Below are 17,019 nucleotides of genomic sequence, written 5' to 3'. Positions count from 1 at the left end.
GCCTGCGCCCTTCGTCTATCGGTTAGGACGACAGATTCTCATTCTGTAAAGAGGGGTTCGACTCCCCTAGGGCGTACCACATTTGGGCTAGAGCTTGCCTTTGACGAAAGCGCGCCGAAGAAAATCTGATCATCGAGGAGGCGACCGCTTGCGGCAGTCATTGCGGCGACAGCTCTCGTAAGACGTTGCGCAGAGCCCTCGTAAGGGGTGGGGCGTGTCGCCCAAATGATCCGCCGGGCTTGAATTCTCCCGGTCCGCCATACCGTTCGCCACGTTTTCCACAGCAGCAAAAAAATCGGCGAAAACGATGATTTTTTCGCGCCTTGGCGCTTGCGGCTTTTGAAGGTGCTGACTATAAGGGCGCCATCACGAAGGAAGCGCCCTTCGTCTATCGGTTAGGACACCAGATTTTCATTCTGGGAAGAGGGGTTCGACTCCCCTAGGGCGTGCCACTTTCTCCCCGCGAATTCCTCAACATCAGCCCTTTTGTGCGGCCTTCTATTTTGCCGGCGCGGCATCGCAGACGCGCAGCTGGATGCGGCGGGCGCCCTGGTAATGCTCGGCGCCGAGCGTACCGGCCACATGCAGGCTGGCGCCGCGAGAATTGACGAGAAGATTGCCGAGCGCCGTGTCGGCGGCGCGGAAGGCGATTCCATCGAGCCGCGACCCGTCCATCGCCTCCAGCGTCACCTTCACATGTTTCTCACCGACTAGGCGCGCGTCGCGCACGCGGTGCGCCGGCACGGCAAAGAGCGGCTGGGCGTGGCCGGAGCCGTAGGGGCCGGCGGCCTCCAGGCGATCGATGAGTTCGAGCGTGGCGCCGCTGGCGCCGATCGCCCCGTCGATCTTCAGCGTCTCGTTGGCGACGAGGTTCGCCACCGTCCTTGCCGCCTTTTCGGTAAAGAAAGTTCTGAGCCTGCCGAGATCGGCGCGCTCGACGGTCAGGCCCGCGGCCATGGCGTGGCCGCCGCCCTTGACGAGCAGCCCCTCGTCGACCGCCGCCCGCACCATTTTGCCCATGTCGAAGCCGTTGATGGAGCGGCCCGAGCCGGTGCCGCGGCCGGAGGGATCGAAGGCTATCGCGAAGGCCGGCCGTTTGAACTTTTCCTTCAGCCGCGCCGCGATCAGCCCGACGATGCCAGGATGCCATTTCTCGTGGGCGGTGACGATGACGGAGGCGCCCTCGCCGTCGCCGTATTCGGCCAGCGCCTCGGCTTCCGCCTCCTGTAGCATCACGGCCTCCATTGCCTGGCGCTCGCGGTTGAGCTCGTCGAGGCGTTGGGCGATCATTTCCGCCTCGCCCGCATCGTCGAGCGTCAGCAGGCGGCTTCCGAGTGCGGCATCGCCGATTCGCCCACCGGCATTGATGCGCGGGCCGATCAGGAAGCCGAAATGATAGAGTGTCACCGGGCCGGCGAGCCCGGCCTTGCGGAAGAGCGCGGCAAGTCCGGCATTGCTCTGGTGGCGGGCGGCGACCAGCCCCTTCACCACATAGGCGCGGTTGAGCCCCTTCAGCGGCACGACATCGCAGACCGTCGCAAGTGCGACGATATCCAGCCATTGCAACAGGTCGATGGCCAGGATGCCCTTGTTGCCGGCCGCGCGCAGCAGCCTCAGCGTCGCGACCAGCACCATGAAGACGACGCCGGCCGCGCACAGATGCCCCTGCCCCGAGAGATCGTCTTCACGGTTCGGGTTGACCAGCGCATGGCAAGGCGGCAGCTCGTGTGTCACCTGGTGGTGATCGATAACGACGACATCGATATTGCGCGCCGCAGCCGCCGCAAGCGCCTCGTGACTGGTGGAGCCGCAATCGACGGTGACGATCAGCCGGGCGCCGTTGTCGATCAGCTGGTTGATCGCTGCCGGATTGGGGCCGTAGCCTTCAAAGATCCGGTCGGGAATGTAGATGTTCGTCTTGACGCCGAAATGGCTGAGAAAGCGAAACATCAGCGCCGATGAGGCCGCGCCGTCGACATCGTAGTCGCCGAAAATCGCCACGCTCTCGCCGCTCTCGATCGCGCGCATGAGGCGGGTCGCCGCCTTCTCGCAGTCGGTCAGCGTGTGGGGATCGGGCATCAGGCTGCGGATCGTCGGATCGAGAAATTCGATCGCCTCGTCCACCGGGACGCCGCGTCCGGCGAGCACGCGAGCGATCAGATCCGGCAGCCCGTGAACCTGCGACATTGCGAGCGCCCGATTCTGGCCGGCCTGGTCGAGCCGCGCAACCCAACGGTTGTCGAGCGCGGATTTCTCCACGCCGAGAAACGCGCGTTGTACCGGATCGACGAGATCTGCCATGCCAAACTCCGCTGATGTCATCTGTTCTTTCTACAGGAGCAGCGGAGATAACATAGGGATCGACGTGCAGACACGGATTTTTACCAGAAGATCGCCCAGATGATCATGGCAATGCCGCCGATTTGCACCAGCAGGAACGAAAAGAGCGTCAGCAGAATGGCCCAGTTGCGGCCCTCAGTGTTTTCTTCGTCGTCAACGTCATCGGCAATCTCCCCGCGAATGTCGCGATGGACCGGCTTGAGAATTGCCCCAGGCACATCAGGACGGTTTGGCGGCACCTCGCTCGGGCAGCCATACCCCTTCCCGGCATGGCTGTCCTTGCTCATGAAATTCTCCACGCCGACGACTCACCATCTATGGTTTTATTTATATCAATATTTGCGTCTTTGTTAATATAGACTTCAGTACGGGCGGGTTGCACGATCAACAGAAATAGCCGCGCTGCCATCGTGAACTGCCCCGAAGTTTGATGTCCAACTTTCGCGGGTCAGTTCCAGAAGACAGGGCGGCTCGTGTTCCCGAACGGGATAGGATCAAGCTTCCTCTTTCGGCCGCTCGATGCGGATGACCTGCGGCTCGCCGAAGAGATAACCTTCCGACCTGATCGAGGCGACGGCCTTGCGCACCGATTCCTCCATCGTCGCATGGGTAACGAGAATGATCGTCTGGTGGTGCGACGGCGCCAGATGCTGCTTGGAGCGCTGGACGATCGATTCGAGCGAGATGTGGTTTTCGGCCATGCGGGTGGCGACGCTTGCAAAGACGCCGGTGCGGTCGAGCACCGTCAGGCGGATGAAATAGCCGCCCTCGTGGCTCTGCATCTGCGCCTTGCGGTAGGGCTCGAGCGCCTTTGCAGGATGGCCGAGCACCGGCACGCGCTGGGCGCCCGGCCGGCTCTTGGCGATATCGGCGATGTCACCGAGCACCGACGAGGCCGTGGCATTGCCGCCGGCACCGGGACCGACCATCAGCAGCTCGCCGAGCACATCGGATTCGATCGCCACCGCATTGGTGACGCCGTCCACCTGGGCGATGACCGAATCGACCGGCACCATTGTGGGATGGACGCGCTGCTCGATGCCGGTATCGGTGCGCTGGGCAACGCCCAACAGCTTGATGCGGTAGCCGAGCTCGGCCGCGGCATGAATATCCTCGATCGAGATGTTGGTGATGCCTTCGAGATAGATGTCGTCGGCCGCGATGCGATTGCCGAAGGCGAGCGTCGTCAGGATGGCGAGCTTGTGGGCGGTGTCGTTGCCCTCGATATCGAAGGCAGGATCGGCCTCGGCATAACCCAGCCGCTGCGCTTCCTTGAGGCATTCGGCGAAGGAAAGCCCCTCCTTCTCCATCTTGGTCAGGATGTAATTGCAGGTGCCGTTCATGATGCCGTAGATGCGCGAGACGGCATTGCCCGTCAGCGATTCGCGCAGGGCCTTGATGACGGGAATGCCGCCGGCGACCGCTGCTTCGAAGTTCAGGAGCGAGCCCTTCTCTTCGGCGATCGTCGCAAGCTCGACGCCGTGATAGGCAAGCAGAGCCTTGTTGGCCGTCACCACATGGAGACCGCGCTGCAGTGCTGTACGCACCGAGACGTTGGCGGGCCCTTCGGCCCCGCCCATCAGCTCGACGAAGACATCGATGTCGCCCTTTTCGGCAAGCTCTTCCGGCCGGTCGAACCAGGTGACGCCGGAAAGGTCGATGCCGCGGTCCCGCGTCTTGTCGCGTGCGGAGACCGCCGTGATCGTGATCGGACGCCCGCAGGTGACGGCAAGCTCGTTGCTCTTCTGCTGAATGATGCGGACAAGCGAGGCGCCAACGGTGCCCAAGCCCGCAATGCCGATTTTGAGGGCATCTGCCATGGATCGATCCTGAAATGTCTGTGTGGCGGCAGCCGCGGAAGGCGGCTGCCGAGCGTTGAGATTAGCGGTGTGCGTTCAGCGAAATGACGTTATGCATCGTCTCGTCCGCCGTCGACATGAACTTCTTGATGTTGCGCGCAGCCTGGCGGATGCGGTGTTCGTTCTCGACAAGCGCCAGACGGACATAGTCGTCGCCCTGTTCGCCGAAGCCGATACCGGGGGCAACGGCGACATCGGCCTTTTCGACCAAGAGCTTGGAGAATTCCAACGAGCCGAGATGACGGAACTTCTCCGGAATCTTCGCCCAGGCGAACATGGTGGCAGCCGGCGGCGGCACTTCGAAGCCGGCCTTGCCGAAGCTTTCGACCATGACGTCGCGACGGCGCTTATAGACGTTGCGGACTTCGGCAATGTCGGAACCATCGCCGTTCAGCGCGTGCGTCGCCGCCACCTGGATCGGCGTGAAGGCGCCGTAGTCAAGATAGGACTTGACGCGGGTGAGCGCCGCGATCAGCCGCTCATTGCCGACGGCAAAGCCCATGCGCCAGCCGGGCATGGAGAAGGTCTTCGACATCGAGGTGAACTCGACCGTCACATCCATCGCGCCCGGCACTTCGAGAACCGACGGCGGCGGAGCGCCGTCGAAGTAAATCTCCGAATAGGCAAGGTCGGACAGCACGATGATGTCGTGCTTCTTGGCGAAGGCGACGACGTCCTTGTAGAAATCGAGCGTCGCGACGAGGGCGGTCGGGTTCGAGGGATAGTTGATGATCAGCGCCAGCGGCTTCGGGATCGAATGCCGGACGGCGCGCTCGAGCGGCGGAAAAAAGCTCTCGTCCGGCTCGACCGACATGGAGCGGATCACGCCGCCCGCCATCAGGAAGCCGAAGGCGTGGATCGGATAGGTCGGGTTCGGGCAGAGGATGACGTCGCCGGGCGCCGTGATCGCCTGCGCCATATTGGCGAAGCCTTCCTTGGAGCCCAAGGTGGCGACCACCTGCGTATCCGGGTTGAGCTTGACGCCGAAACGGCGGGCATAGTAGGCGGCCTGAGCGCGACGCAGCCCCGGAATGCCCTTGGACGACGAATAACGGTGCGTGCGAGGGTCCTGCACGACTTCGCAGAGCTTGTCGACGATCGCCTGGGGAGTGGGAAGGTCAGGGTTTCCCATGCCGAGATCGATGATATCGGCGCCGCCCGCTCGCGCGCTTGCTTTCAAACGGTTGACCTGTTCGAAAACATAAGGCGGCAAACGCCGGACTTTGTGAAACTCTTCCATTTCATTCCCCATGGAAAGGCGGCATTCGGGCCGCAGTCGAAGTTCGTTCCGTCTCCCGGCGGCTGCGACACGAACTTCAGAATCGCAGCGCCGTATTCATCAGACCCAAGCCACGCGGCAAATCTTTGACGAAAAGGCCGCGCAAAGCGCATTATCAGGAAAATTGCATCTTCCGATCCTTGCCGAAGGCTTTGCGTCCAAATTGCTTGAAAGGCAAGGTTTATTTGGAGATTTCGGAGAGCGTCTGCTCGCCGTGCTCGGCGGCCAGGCGGCGCATTTCGGCAACCCTGGCCTTATATTCGGCTTCCGAGATCGTGCCGGCCTTGCGCCGGGCGGCAAGTGCTGTCAGCTGATGCTGCAGTTCGGCCGCCTGCTCGTCGCTCATCTGGACATTGGCGGCCGTCAGCGGCGCGCCGAAATTGGGATAGCCGTCCGGCGACTTCGCAAGCCCACCTTCGACCGCATCGCCCTTGGTGGCCGGCATGACGACGGCGGTCGGCGCCGCTCGCTTGGCAGCGGCCGCGGCCTTCTCCTCCGCCGTAAGATTGCATCCGGCAAGGACCATCGCCGCCGCGGCGCAAATCAATGCGGTGCGGTTGAAGGTTGCGATGCGCCGAATGCCGTTCTTCGTCATGCCTCAAAATCCAGTTCTGACTGGTTCGACTGTTAAATTTGTCGCAGCCACAAAGCAATAGCACGAGCCGATGCGGGTGGAACTTGTTTTCTCGTTCGATCACGATGTACAACGAACGGATAAATAGGGTGCTGCCGCCGGAGGAAATGGTGACCGACAGCAAGCAGGAGAGTGGCGGCCAGAAGAATGGCGGCAAGGCCGGTTTCGACGCAACCGATCTCGATCCCTATGTGTTGAAGGATCCCGAGACCATGGCGATGAATTTCGCCCGGGCGCTCGAAAATCTCGGGCAAGCCGCTTCGGCCTGGCTTGCGCCGCGCGAACGCGGCGAGATCAGCGAAACCGTCATCGATCCGATGGCCGACATGGTCAAGACGCTTTCCAAGGTCAGCGAATACTGGATTTCCGATCCCCGCCGCACCTTCGAGGCGCAGACGCAGCTGATGTCTTCGTTCTTCGGCATCTGGATGCGCTCGATGCAGCGCATGCAAAGCATGAGCGGTCTGCCAGGCGAGCCCCTGCCGCCCGAGCCGGACACCCGCAAGGACAAGCGCTTCTCCGACGAGGACTGGCAGAAGAATCCCTTCTTCGATTTTCTCCGCCAGGTCTATTTCGTAACCACCGACTGGGTGGAGAAGCTGGTGTCGGAGACCGACGGCCTTGACGAGCACACGAAGCACAAGGCCGGCTTCTATGTGAAGCAGATCACGGCAGCGCTTTCGCCGAGCAACTTCATCCCCACCAATCCGCAGCTCTATCGCGAGACGATTGCCAGCAACGGCGAAAACCTGGTGCGCGGGATGAAAATGCTCGCCGAGGATATCGCCGCCGGCAGGGGCGAGCTTCGCCTTCGCCAGACCGACATGACGAAATTCGCCGTCGGCCGCGACATGGCGCTGACGCCGGGCAAGGTGATCGCCCAGAACGATATCTGCCAGATCATCCAGTACGAGGCGTCCACCGAGACGGTGCTGAAGCGGCCGCTGCTGATCTGCCCGCCCTGGATCAACAAATTCTATATTCTCGACCTCAACCCGCAGAAATCCTTCATCAAATGGTGCGTCGACCAGGGGCAGACCGTCTTCGTGATTTCCTGGGTCAACCCGGATGCGCGGCACGCCGAGAAGGACTGGGCGGCCTATGCCCGAGAAGGCATCGATTTCGCGCTCGAGATAATCGAGAAGGCGACCGGCGAGAAGGAGGTCAATGCCGTCGGCTACTGCGTCGGCGGCACGCTGCTGGCGGCGACGCTGGCCTTGCACGCCAAGGAGAAGAACAAGCGCATCAAGACTGCGACGCTCTTCACCACCCAGGTCGACTTCACCCATGCCGGCGACCTGAAAGTCTTCGTCGACGAGGAGCAGCTTGCCGCGCTCGAAGAGCATATGAAGTCCGCCGGCTATCTTGACGGCTCGAAAATGTCGATGGCCTTCAACATGCTGCGCGCTTCCGAGCTGATCTGGCCCTATTTCGTCAACAGCTACCTCAAGGGCCAGGAGCCACTGCCCTTCGACCTGTTGTTCTGGAACGCCGATTCGACCCGCATGGCGGCGGCAAATCATGCCTTCTATCTGCGCAACTGCTATCTCCGCAACGCGCTGACGCAGAACGAGATGATCCTCGACGGCAAGCCCGTGTCGCTGAAGGACGTGAAGATCCCGATCTATAATCTCGCCACCCGCGAGGACCACATCGCCCCTGCCAAATCCGTCTTCCTCGGCAGCCGGTTCTTCGGCGGCAAGGTGGAATTCGTCGTCACCGGCTCGGGACATATCGCCGGCGTTGTCAACCCGCCCGACAAGAAGAAGTATCAATTCTGGACGGGCGGCCCGGCCAAGGGCGAGTACGAAACCTGGCTCGAGCAGGCGACCGAGACGCCGGGATCGTGGTGGCCGCATTGGCGGGCCTGGATCGAGACGCATGACGGCAGACGCGTTGCGGCGCGCAAACCCGGCGGCGATGCGCTGAATGCGATCGAGGAAGCGCCGGGAAGTTACGTGATGGAACGTGTCTGAGAAGCCTACCCGCATCTCTCTTTGAGACGTCTTGGGAAAGAGCAATCCCGCGTAAACAAATTAGAAACCATAATTCGTCATTCTTGCGAAACAGTCGGATGTCGCGAATGGTCTAAATTCGGCCCATTTGCGCCATTACCGGCCCCGGCGAAGTGTAGTCAGTCAGTGCCGCCGGCCTGCGTAGCGAGTTTGAAAGACGAGTCTGGTATGGCGTTTGCGGTCGGGGCGTTTAATGGCGCCACCTCACTTGGTGGATCTGCTGTTCGTTTGCGCAGATCTCGCGGCTTTCTTTACGGCGTCGTCGGCGCCGGATTCCTGACCTCGACATGGCTGATCGCGACCTTCGCGACAATGCATTCGATCGGCGCACCCGTTTCTCCGTCCGAGAGCTTCACGCATGTCGCGTCGGCGCCGAAGTCTAAGCCGGCGACGTCGCACGAACGACTGATCCATGTCGGCAAAGCCGATCGGCTGGCCGCCTTCAATGCCAAGCCGGTCGTTGCCCTGACGGCTCATCTCATCCAATCGCATGCGCAAAAGACCAACGCTGCCGCAGCGGCATCGCTGGCGCTTGCAAAGAATCGCCCTGTCACCCCTGCCGAACCGCCGGTCGCCGTTGCCGCAGCAACGCCTTCCGACACCGCGAAATTCGTCAAGGACGACAGCATCACGCCGTCGGTCGAGCTTGCCCGGGCGGATACGGAAGAGAACGACGGCGACCGCATCATCATTCCTTCCAAGGAAACCGTCGCAGCCGTTGAACTTCCTGCCCTGCTCGCCCTTGCGGATGCCGGGCCCCAGCAGATTGCGCCAGCCCCGGTCGAGCCGGCCGCACCCGCCCTCAAGACGGCGTCGCTGCCGCAGGAAAAGCCTGCGCCGGTAGAAGTTGCCGAGGCCGAAGAACAGCAACCCTTCGATCTCGTGCTGGCGCCGGATGCCGGTTCAGTGCCGCTGCCGATGGCGCGTCCGGATGGCCTGATCGGCAAACCGGCCCTGGGTTCCAAGGAGGTGCAGCGTTCCGCCGCGCCCGTGCTTGCCTATGCCAAGCCGAACGCGCCGATCGAGGACGATGAGGACGACGCCGTCCCGCGTTACGACAAGCCGGTCTTCTCGCCGAAGCTGCGCGCCGGCGTCGCCATCTACGATATCGAAAACAGCACCGTCTATCTGCCGAACGGCGAGCGGCTGGAGGCCCATTCCGGCCTCGGCAAGATGCGCGACAATCCGCGTTACGCCAACAAGAAGATGCGCGGACCGACACCGCCCCACACCTATGTCCTCACCATGCGCGAGGCCCCGTTCCACGGCGTCGAGGCATTGCGGCTGACGCCGGTCGAGGGCTCTGACGCCATCTACGATCGGGTCGGCCTGCTCGCCCACACCTACATGCTCGGCAAGAACGGCGATTCCAACGGCTGCGTTTCCTTCAAGGATTACAAGCGCTTCTTGGCCGCCTACAAGCGTGGCGAGATCAAGCAGCTCGTGGTCGTGCCGCGGCTGAACAACAAGCCGGCTTCGACGCTTGCCTCGCTGTTTTCATCTCGCAGCTGATGGATAAGAGAACAAGCAGTTTTGCTCTCGCCGAACGCTACTTCAACCAGGCAGCGATTCGCTCCACCGCCTCAGCGATCTCTGCCTGCGATCCCGCATAAGACACGCGCAGGGTGCGGTGTCCCTCCAGCGGATCGAAGTCCAGCCCAGGGGTTGCGGCGACATTGATTTCGGTGAGCATCCGCTTGGCAAAGCCCATGCTGTCATTGGTGAAGCGCGAGACATCGAGATAGGCATAGAAGGCGCCGTCCATCGGTGAAGCGGGTGCTAGGCCGATCTTCGGCAGGCGGTCGAGCAGCAGATCACGATTGGCGGCGTAACTTGCTTTGACTTTGTCAAGCTCTTCGGCTGCGCCGAGCGCCGCCGTGGCGGCGATCTGGGAGAGCTCGGGCGGGGAGATATAAAGGCTCTGCGCCACCCGCTCGATCGGCCGCACCAGGCGCTCGGGCAGCACCATCCAGCCGATTCGCCAGCCGGTCATGCAATAATATTTGGAGAAGGAGTTGATGACGATCGCCTCGTCGGTCAGCTCCAGCGCGCTCGCCTCTTCACTGGCGAAGGTCAGCCCGTGATAGATTTCATCGGAGATGAAGGCGATGGAATGCGCCGCGCAATTATCCGCAAGCGCCTTCAGTCCGTCCCGGCCAGTCACGGTTCCGGTCGGGTTGGCTGGGCTTGCGAGCAGCACGCCTTTCAGCGTCACGTCGTTTTCCCTCTGCGCCGCCTCGAGGCTCTCGGGCGTCAGGGTGAAGTGAGTCTCGGCACTTACCGGCACTTCGACAACCTTCAGGCCCAGCGCGCCCAGGATGTTGCGATAGGCGGGATAACCGGGTCTTGCGATCGCCACCGCATCGCCGGCATCGAAGAGGGACAGGAAGGCGAGATTGAAGCCGGCCGAGGAACCTGTGGTGACGGCGATACGCGCCGGATCGATCTCCAGGCCGTGGCGATTCCGGTAATGCCAGGCAAGTGCCGATTTCAACCGCGCCGTTCCCAGCGCATTGGTGTAACCGATCCGGCCTTCTGCCAGCGCTTCGCGGGCCGCTTGGAGGGCCGCCTGAGGGGCCGGATGCGAGGGTTGACCGACCGCCATGGAGATGACGGGATGGCCGCCGGCGCGCCGCTTCGTCGCCTCGGCCAGGACATCCATGGCGTGAAAAGGCTCGACTTCGCTGCGTTTGGATATGGAAAACAAGGTCGTTTCTCGCTCGGCTTCTTCGATGACGGCCCGACAATTGCCGCATTAATCGGCTCATCACAATCCCGCGAGCGTTACGCGGGGATGAAAAATTCCTGTTTGAGCGGAACCGAACGCCCTCTACCTTGACGCGACGCATTCAAGTCCATTAACCCGGCGACGGTCTTCTCAATAGGAGACCACCCATCGCCGTTGACGAGGATATCATGGCCTTCTTCCCGAAAACCTTCACCGCACTGGCGCTTGCCGCATCGATCGCCCTTCCGTTTCCGGCGGCAGCGCTCGACGACCAGCAGAAGAAGGAATTCGGCGAATTCATCAAGCAATATCTGATCGAGAATCCCGAGATCATGCTCGATGTCCAGGAGGCGCTGCAGAAGAAGCAGGAAGCCCAGCGGCTGGTGAAGGCCAATATGGCGATCGAAGAGAACACGGCCGCGATCTTCGATTCGAAGAACGACGTCACGCTCGGCAATCCGAAGGGCGATGTCACCGTCGTCGAGTTCTTCGATTATAATTGCAGCTACTGCCGTCATGCGCTTTCCGACATGCAGGCGATGCTGAAGAAGGACAAGAATGTCCGATTCGTGCTCAAGGAATTTCCGATCCTCGGGCCGGATTCGGTTGCCGCCCACAAGGTGGCGGACGCCTTCCGCAAGTTGGCGCCGGAGAAATACGCCGATTTCCATTTTGCCTTGCTCAGCAGCGAGGGCCGCGCCTCCGACGAAAGCGCGATCGGGGTTGCCGCCTCGCTCGGCGTCAGCGAAGACAAGATCCGCGCCGAGATGGCGAAGAGCCCGAATGACGGCATCGTCCAGGCGACCTACCAGCTCGCCTCCAGCCTCGGCATCAGCGGCACGCCGTCCTACGTAATCGGCAACGAACTGGTGCCGGGCGCCGTCGGCCTCGACGATCTCGAAGCCAAGGTCAAGAATATGCGCAACTGCGGCAAGACCGCCTGCTGAGCAAAGCGGCCATCTCATCAAATCGCCAAAATCGAAGCGTTTCAGCCATGTGGACAAATGTGGCGCGATTCCGGCCGGCCAATCCGTAAGGGCTTTCATTCAGCCCTCGCGGAGTCTATAGGTTGCCGTCGTGCATTTTACGGAACATTCGATGACGCAAACGATTTTTGTCCTGAACGGCCCCAACCTGAACATGCTCGGTAAAAGAGAGCCCGGCATTTATGGCGGCAAGACGCTGAAGGACATCGAGACGGACTGCAGGGCCGCCGGCCGCGAACTCGGCTTCGATATTGATTTCCGCCAGAGCAATCACGAAGGTACGCTTGTGGATTGGTTTCACGAGGCCGACGAAAAGGCCGTCGGCGTCGCCATCAATGCAGGCGCTTATACGCACACATCGGTCGCGCTGCATGATGCGATCCGCGCTATTTCCATTCCCGTCGTCGAACTGCACATTTCCAACGTCCATGCACGGGAAGAATTCCGCCACAAATCGATGATCGCGCCTGCATGCAAGGGCGTGATCTGCGGTTTCGGGCCTCACAGCTACATCCTGGCGCTGCATGCGCTGAAAAACATCACGGCATAAGAAGAAGACAGGGCAACACCATGGCTGAAAAGAAATCGGGTATCGATCAGGCACTGATCCGCGATCTCGCCAACATCCTCAATGAGACGGATCTGACGGAGATCGAGGTCGAGCAGGACGACCTGCGCATCCGCGTTTCGCGCGCCGGCGCGACGCAATACGTGCAGGCGCCGATCGCAGCACCGGCCTTTGCCGCGCCCGCAGTCGCCGCTCCGGCAGCGGCAGGCGCAGCACCGGCCGCAGCACCCACCCGCAATCCGGCCAATGTCGTCAATGCGCCGATGGTCGGCACCGTCTACATGGCGCCGGCTCCGGGCGCGCGCCCCTTCATCGAGATCGGCGCCACCGTCAAGGAAGGCCAGACGCTGATCATTATCGAAGCGATGAAGACGATGAACCAGATCCCTTCGCCGAAGTCGGGCAAGGTCACTGAGATCCTCGTCGATGACGGACATCCCGTCGAATACGGCCAAGCCCTCGTCGTCATCGAATAGGCCTATGCCCATGATTTCGAAAATCCTCATCGCCAATCGCGGGGAAATCGCCCTTCGCGTGCTCCGGGCCTGCAAAGAGCTCGGCATTGCCTGCGTCGTGGTGCATTCCACCGCCGACGCCGATGCCATGCATGTGCGCCTTGCCGACGAAAGCGTCTGCATCGGTCCGCCCTCCTCGCGCGAGAGCTATCTCAATATCCACCAGATCGTCGCCGCCTGCGAGATCACCGGCGCCGACGCCGTGCATCCGGGCTACGGCTTTCTCTCCGAGAACGCAAAGTTCGCCGACATTCTCGAAGCCCACGGCATCACCTTCATTGGACCGACTGCGGATCATATTCGCATTATGGGCGACAAGATCACCGCCAAGACGACGGCACTGGAACTCGGCATTCCCGTCGTTCCAGGCTCGGACGGCGAAGTGAAGACCGAAGAGGATGCGCTGCGGACGGCCGCCGAAATCGGCTATCCCGTGCTGATCAAAGCAACCGCCGGCGGCGGCGGGCGCGGCATGAAGGTCGCCAGGAGCGAGGCCGATCTGATCGAGGCCTGGTCGACGGCCCGCACGGAGGCGGCAGCCGCCTTCGGCAACGATGCCGTCTACATGGAAAAATATCTCGGCAAGCCGCGCCACATCGAAATCCAGGTGTTCGGCGACGGCGAAGGCAACGCCATCCATCTCGGCGAACGCGACTGCTCGCTGCAGCGCCGCCACCAGAAGGTCTGGGAAGAAGCGAATTCGCCGGCGCTCAATGTCGAGCAGCGGATGAAGATCGGCCAGATCTGCGCCGACGCCATGAAGAAGCTGAAATATCGCGGCGCCGGCACGATCGAATTCCTCTACGAGAATGGCGAGTTCTATTTCATCGAAATGAATACCCGCCTGCAGGTGGAACATCCGATCACCGAAGCGATCACCGGTATCGACCTCGTGCACGAGCAGATCCGTGTCGCTTCCGGCGGCGGCCTGTCGGTGACGCAGGACGAAGTGCATTTTTCCGGCCACGCCATCGAATGCCGCATCAATGCCGAGGATGCGCGCACCTTCGTGCCCTCGCCCGGCACGATCACGCACTTCCATGCGCCGGGCGGCCTTGGCGTGCGCATCGATTCCGGCGCCTATCAGGGCTACAAGATCCCGCCCTATTACGACAGCCTGATCGGCAAGCTGATCGTGCACGGCCGCACCCGCGTCGAGTGCATGATGCGGTTGCGCCGCGCGCTCGATGAATTCGTCGTGGACGGCATCAAGACGACGCTGCCGTTGTTCCAGGAACTCGTCTCCAACCAGGATATCGCCAACGGCGACTACGACATCCACTGGCTGGAACACCACCTCGCCAACACACCGGCGGCATAGGATAGGAATGGCAGGACCGCGCAGGAAATCACCAGGCATCACCCCTGACATTCTCCTGCGCGCCTATTCCATCGGCCTCTTCCCGATGGCCGAATCCGCAGACGACCCGGAGATTTTCTGGGTCGAGCCGGAAATGCGCGGCGTATTGCCGCTCGATCGTTTCCATGTATCGAAGAGCCTCGCCAAGACGGTGCGCCGGCATCCTTTCGAGATCCGTTTCGACCACGCCTTCGAGCAGGTGATTGCGGCTTGCGCCGAGGAGACATCGGGTCGCCCGAGCACCTGGATCAACCAGACAATCCGATCGCTCTATTCGACGCTGTTCGACATGGGCCACGCCCACACCGTTGAAGCCTGGCACGGCGATGAACTGGTCGGCGGCCTCTACGGCGTCTCGCTCGGCTCGGCCTTCTTCGGCGAAAGCATGTTTTCACGCCGAACGGACGCGTCGAAGATCTGCCTCGTGCATCTGGTCGACCGGCTTCGGCAAAAGGGCTTCACCCTGCTCGACACCCAGTTCACCACCGAGCATCTGAAGACGTTCGGAGCGATCGACGTTCCGAAGGCCGATTATGCCCTGCTGCTTGCCGCCGCGATGGAATCGCCACACCTCAAGTTTTAAGCGCGATCGAGGAACAAAACACCACCGGTACGCGCGCGAGCGCAGCAAAGTGCTGCGGCTTCCCCTGCGTGTCTCAAAAGACGCGCTGACGCTGCGGTGCCCTCGCGCGGCACGTGTTAACGGGCGGTCGCCTTGGTGCCGTCAGGAGCCGGGACGTCGGAGCTTGTCTTGCAGTCCTTCAGCCAGACGTCATAGATCGGGTGCTCGACAGCGTTGAGGCCGGGGCTGGCGGCAAACATCCAGCCGGTGAAGATGCGGCGGATCTTGCGGTCGAGGGTGATCTCGTCGACCTCGACAAAACCGTCGATCTTCTGCGCTTCAGCCTGATCGCGCGAATAGCAGACCTTCGGCGTCACCTGCAACGCGCCGAACTGCACCGTCTCGTTGACATAGACGTCGAAGGTCGTGATGCGGCCGGTGATCTTGTCGAGGCCGGAGAAGACGGCAACCGGGTTTTCGATGCGGGTGGCATGTGCCGCACCGATCGGAAGCAAAGCCGTGAGCGCCAGCAGCGATCCGGCGGCACGCAGGACCATGTTCCGCGTGAAGAGCTTCATGTACCCGTCTCCAGATAATTTTCAGTTTCATCCGCGGTCAAGCGCGGCCAACCTGCGGGTAAAGGTCAATTGTGGCCAAAAGCCGGGCTTGGGGATCGCCCGGTCAGCCGTCTCAGTTGCCTGGCGTCCAGGCGTCGTAATCGCCGGTGACGCGCGGACGCTCGCCGGGAACCGCGAGAGAGCCCGGCGGGCGGTAAGCCTGTGGCGATCCGGTGAGGTTGGGGCGGTGCGTCTTCTGCCATTCCTTGGCGACGTAGTTTTCCTTGGACGGAGGTACATCGGTGCGATGGTGCATCCAGCCGTGCCAGCCCGGCGGAATGGCCGAGGCTTCGGCATAACCCTTGTAGATCACCCAGCGCTTCGGCAGACCGTAGGACGACATGCCGCCTTCATAATAGACGTTGCCGAATTCATCCTCGCCGACGCGTTTGCCGAAACGCCAGGTCGCAAAACGCGTGCCCATCGTCTGACTATTCCACCAGGTGAAGGTCTGAACCAGAAGATTCCACATGTCTTTTCCTTGTGCCCGCCAGCGCGGACCAAACCAGAATTCGTTTTCTCGCTTATGCCGTCGCCAAGCCGAATTGTCCAGCGATTCCACGAGAGCCAAGGGTCATTTCAAGGCCATCTTGAAGCCCAGATGCGAAGGTTTGAAGCCAAGCCTTTCATAGAAACGATGGGCGTCTTTGCGTATCGCATTCGAGGTCAATTGCACAAGGCGCACACCGCGGCCTTTTGCCTCGGCGATGGCGAATTCGATCATCCGCGCGCCGATCCCCTGCCCGCGCATATCGGAGCGCGTCTGCACCGCCTCGATGATCATCGCCGAGGAGCCGCGGCCGGTTAACGAGATCGTCAGCATCGTCTGGAACGTACCGACGACCTCGCCGCCGCGCTCGGCAATGTAAAGCGTCTGGTTGGGCGAGGCCTCGATGGCTGTGAAAGCCCTGACATAATCGACAAAGGCCTCAGGATCCGTCGTATCGCCATGACCGCCGAGCGCATCGGCGGCAAAGATTGCCACGAGGGCCGGGAGATCGTCCTTTCGCGCCTGACGAACGAGAATATCAGGCACCCCGACCTGCATGGCTCAGTGCCCCTCGAGCGGTTTTTCCAAGATCAGCGCCGGAATGCCGGATTGCCCGGGCGCGCTATACTCGTTGCGTCCGACCTCGGTGAAGCCGTGCGCATGGTAGAAGGCGATGGCCGCCGCATTTTGCGGCTCGACTTCGAGACGCATGATTTCCGCATCGGGAAAGCAGGTTTCGAGTTCAGCGAAGATGTCGCGGCCGATGCCCTGGCGCTGCAGCGTCGGGCTGACATAGAGCAGATGCAGCATGACCGTTTTCGTCAACGCCTGCGACATCGCCGCATACCCCACGCCGCCGAACTTGCGGCCGTCGTCGGCAACGAGGAACTCGGCATCTTTGCGCGCCAGGCGCGCCTTCAGCGCCGCCGGTGTGAAAAGATGGGCGATCAGCTCGTCCACCTTGGTCTTGCCATGCAGGTCGTCATAGGTGGCGTGAAAGCTCTCCACCAGAAGAGCGCGAACCTTCTCCAGGTCGCCCTCGCCGGCGGTGCGGACGAAATACACC

At 61.7% G+C, this 17,019-nt stretch carries 17 protein-coding genes and 2 tRNA genes; 9 read left to right on the top strand and 10 right to left on the bottom strand.

Annotated elements, in window-relative coordinates; translation table 11 throughout:
- Nucleotides 1-4 precede the first annotated feature (4 nt).
- Nucleotides 5-79: transfer RNA gene (locus C4N04_RS05610), tRNA-Glu, on the top strand.
- 298 nt (nucleotides 80-377) lie between these two features.
- Nucleotides 378-452 (top strand) — tRNA-Glu (locus C4N04_RS05605).
- A gap of 46 nt (nucleotides 453-498) precedes the next feature.
- On the opposite strand, the gene recJ is transcribed toward C4N04_RS05605, so the two are convergent.
- From recJ to C4N04_RS05580, 5 genes are all read right to left on the bottom strand, one after another.
- Complete coding sequence (gene recJ, locus C4N04_RS05600) at nucleotides 499-2,301, bottom strand: single-stranded-DNA-specific exonuclease RecJ (protein ID WP_106795570.1); 1,803 nt, start codon at nucleotides 2,299-2,301, stop codon at nucleotides 499-501.
- Nucleotides 2,302-2,381: 80 nt separating this feature from the next.
- Complete coding sequence (locus C4N04_RS05595) at nucleotides 2,382-2,627, bottom strand: hypothetical protein (protein ID WP_106795569.1); 246 nt, start codon at nucleotides 2,625-2,627, stop codon at nucleotides 2,382-2,384.
- A gap of 207 nt (nucleotides 2,628-2,834) precedes the next feature.
- Nucleotides 2,835-4,160 (bottom strand): homoserine dehydrogenase, encoded by a 1,326-nt coding sequence (locus C4N04_RS05590; protein ID WP_039619482.1) that lies wholly within the window; start codon nucleotides 4,158-4,160, stop codon nucleotides 2,835-2,837.
- A 61-nt stretch (nucleotides 4,161-4,221) separates the two neighbouring features.
- Entirely contained in the window at nucleotides 4,222-5,439 is a 1,218-nt protein-coding gene (locus C4N04_RS05585; RefSeq protein WP_106795568.1) for an LL-diaminopimelate aminotransferase, read from the bottom strand.
- A gap of 220 nt (nucleotides 5,440-5,659) precedes the next feature.
- On the bottom strand, nucleotides 5,660-6,073 hold the full coding sequence (locus C4N04_RS05580; protein WP_106795567.1) for a hypothetical protein: 414 nt from the start codon (nucleotides 6,071-6,073) through the stop codon (nucleotides 5,660-5,662).
- A gap of 146 nt (nucleotides 6,074-6,219) precedes the next feature.
- On the opposite strand from C4N04_RS05580, the gene phaC reads away from it, so the two are divergent.
- Together phaC and C4N04_RS05570 are read left to right on the top strand one after the other, a co-directional pair.
- The gene (phaC, locus tag C4N04_RS05575; RefSeq protein ID WP_225881373.1) at nucleotides 6,220-8,088 is read left to right on the top strand and encodes a class I poly(R)-hydroxyalkanoic acid synthase; all 1,869 of its coding nucleotides are present in this window, start codon (nucleotides 6,220-6,222) and stop codon (nucleotides 8,086-8,088) included.
- A 207-nt stretch (nucleotides 8,089-8,295) separates the two neighbouring features.
- Nucleotides 8,296-9,639 carry a DUF2778 domain-containing protein gene (locus C4N04_RS05570; RefSeq protein WP_077993908.1) on the top strand — a complete coding sequence of 448 codons (1,344 nt, stop codon included), beginning with the start codon at nucleotides 8,296-8,298 and terminating at the stop codon, nucleotides 9,637-9,639.
- Between the two features lie 37 nt (nucleotides 9,640-9,676).
- Here C4N04_RS05570 and C4N04_RS05565 read toward each other — a convergent pair whose 3' ends face one another.
- Entirely contained in the window at nucleotides 9,677-10,834 is a 1,158-nt protein-coding gene (locus tag C4N04_RS05565; protein WP_106795566.1) for an aminotransferase class I/II-fold pyridoxal phosphate-dependent enzyme, read from the bottom strand.
- 209 nt (nucleotides 10,835-11,043) lie between these two features.
- Here C4N04_RS05565 and C4N04_RS05560 point away from each other — a divergent pair, with 209 nt between their 5' ends.
- The 5 genes from C4N04_RS05560 to aat all read left to right on the top strand — a co-directional run bounded on the left by C4N04_RS05560 (nucleotide 11,044) and on the right by aat (nucleotide 14,867).
- Nucleotides 11,044-11,802, top strand: coding sequence for a DsbA family protein (locus C4N04_RS05560; RefSeq protein WP_039619477.1), 759 nt, complete (start codon nucleotides 11,044-11,046; stop codon nucleotides 11,800-11,802).
- A 151-nt stretch (nucleotides 11,803-11,953) separates the two neighbouring features.
- A complete protein-coding gene (gene aroQ / locus C4N04_RS05555) occupies nucleotides 11,954-12,391 on the top strand; it encodes a type II 3-dehydroquinate dehydratase (protein ID WP_038688586.1) in 438 nt (145 codons plus the stop codon).
- A gap of 20 nt (nucleotides 12,392-12,411) precedes the next feature.
- The gene (gene accB / locus C4N04_RS05550; RefSeq protein WP_077993912.1) at nucleotides 12,412-12,885 is read left to right on the top strand and encodes an acetyl-CoA carboxylase biotin carboxyl carrier protein; all 474 of its coding nucleotides are present in this window, start codon (nucleotides 12,412-12,414) and stop codon (nucleotides 12,883-12,885) included.
- Nucleotides 12,886-12,889: 4 nt separating this feature from the next.
- Entirely contained in the window at nucleotides 12,890-14,245 is a 1,356-nt protein-coding gene (accC, locus tag C4N04_RS05545; protein WP_179363877.1) for an acetyl-CoA carboxylase biotin carboxylase subunit, read from the top strand.
- A 7-nt stretch (nucleotides 14,246-14,252) separates the two neighbouring features.
- Nucleotides 14,253-14,867, top strand: coding sequence for a leucyl/phenylalanyl-tRNA--protein transferase (gene aat / locus C4N04_RS05540; protein ID WP_009995153.1), 615 nt, complete (start codon nucleotides 14,253-14,255; stop codon nucleotides 14,865-14,867).
- Nucleotides 14,868-14,983: 116 nt separating this feature from the next.
- Here the strand turns inward: aat and C4N04_RS05535 are convergent, their stop codons facing one another.
- From C4N04_RS05535 to C4N04_RS05520, 4 genes are all read right to left on the bottom strand, one after another.
- On the bottom strand, nucleotides 14,984-15,424 hold the full coding sequence (locus C4N04_RS05535) for a DUF2155 domain-containing protein (RefSeq protein ID WP_009995152.1): 441 nt from the start codon (nucleotides 15,422-15,424) through the stop codon (nucleotides 14,984-14,986).
- A 112-nt stretch (nucleotides 15,425-15,536) separates the two neighbouring features.
- Complete coding sequence (locus C4N04_RS05530) at nucleotides 15,537-15,935, bottom strand: NADH:ubiquinone oxidoreductase subunit NDUFA12 (RefSeq protein ID WP_004671258.1); 399 nt, start codon at nucleotides 15,933-15,935, stop codon at nucleotides 15,537-15,539.
- Between the two features lie 102 nt (nucleotides 15,936-16,037).
- Nucleotides 16,038-16,511: a GNAT family N-acetyltransferase gene (locus C4N04_RS05525; RefSeq protein WP_009995150.1), complete on the bottom strand. Its 474-nt coding sequence runs from the start codon at nucleotides 16,509-16,511 to the stop codon at nucleotides 16,038-16,040.
- A 3-nt stretch (nucleotides 16,512-16,514) separates the two neighbouring features.
- Entirely contained in the window at nucleotides 16,515-17,018 is a 504-nt protein-coding gene (locus C4N04_RS05520) for a GNAT family N-acetyltransferase (protein WP_096764049.1), read from the bottom strand.
- Nucleotide 17,019 lies beyond the last annotated feature (1 nt).

The sequence above is a fragment of the Rhizobium sp. H4 genome, from assembly GCF_003013335.1.
GTDB classification, from domain to species: domain Bacteria; phylum Pseudomonadota; class Alphaproteobacteria; order Rhizobiales; family Rhizobiaceae; genus Rhizobium; species Rhizobium sophoriradicis.
Note: the sequence above shows the minus strand (reverse complement) of the source record. Positions and strands in the feature narration are given on the sequence as shown.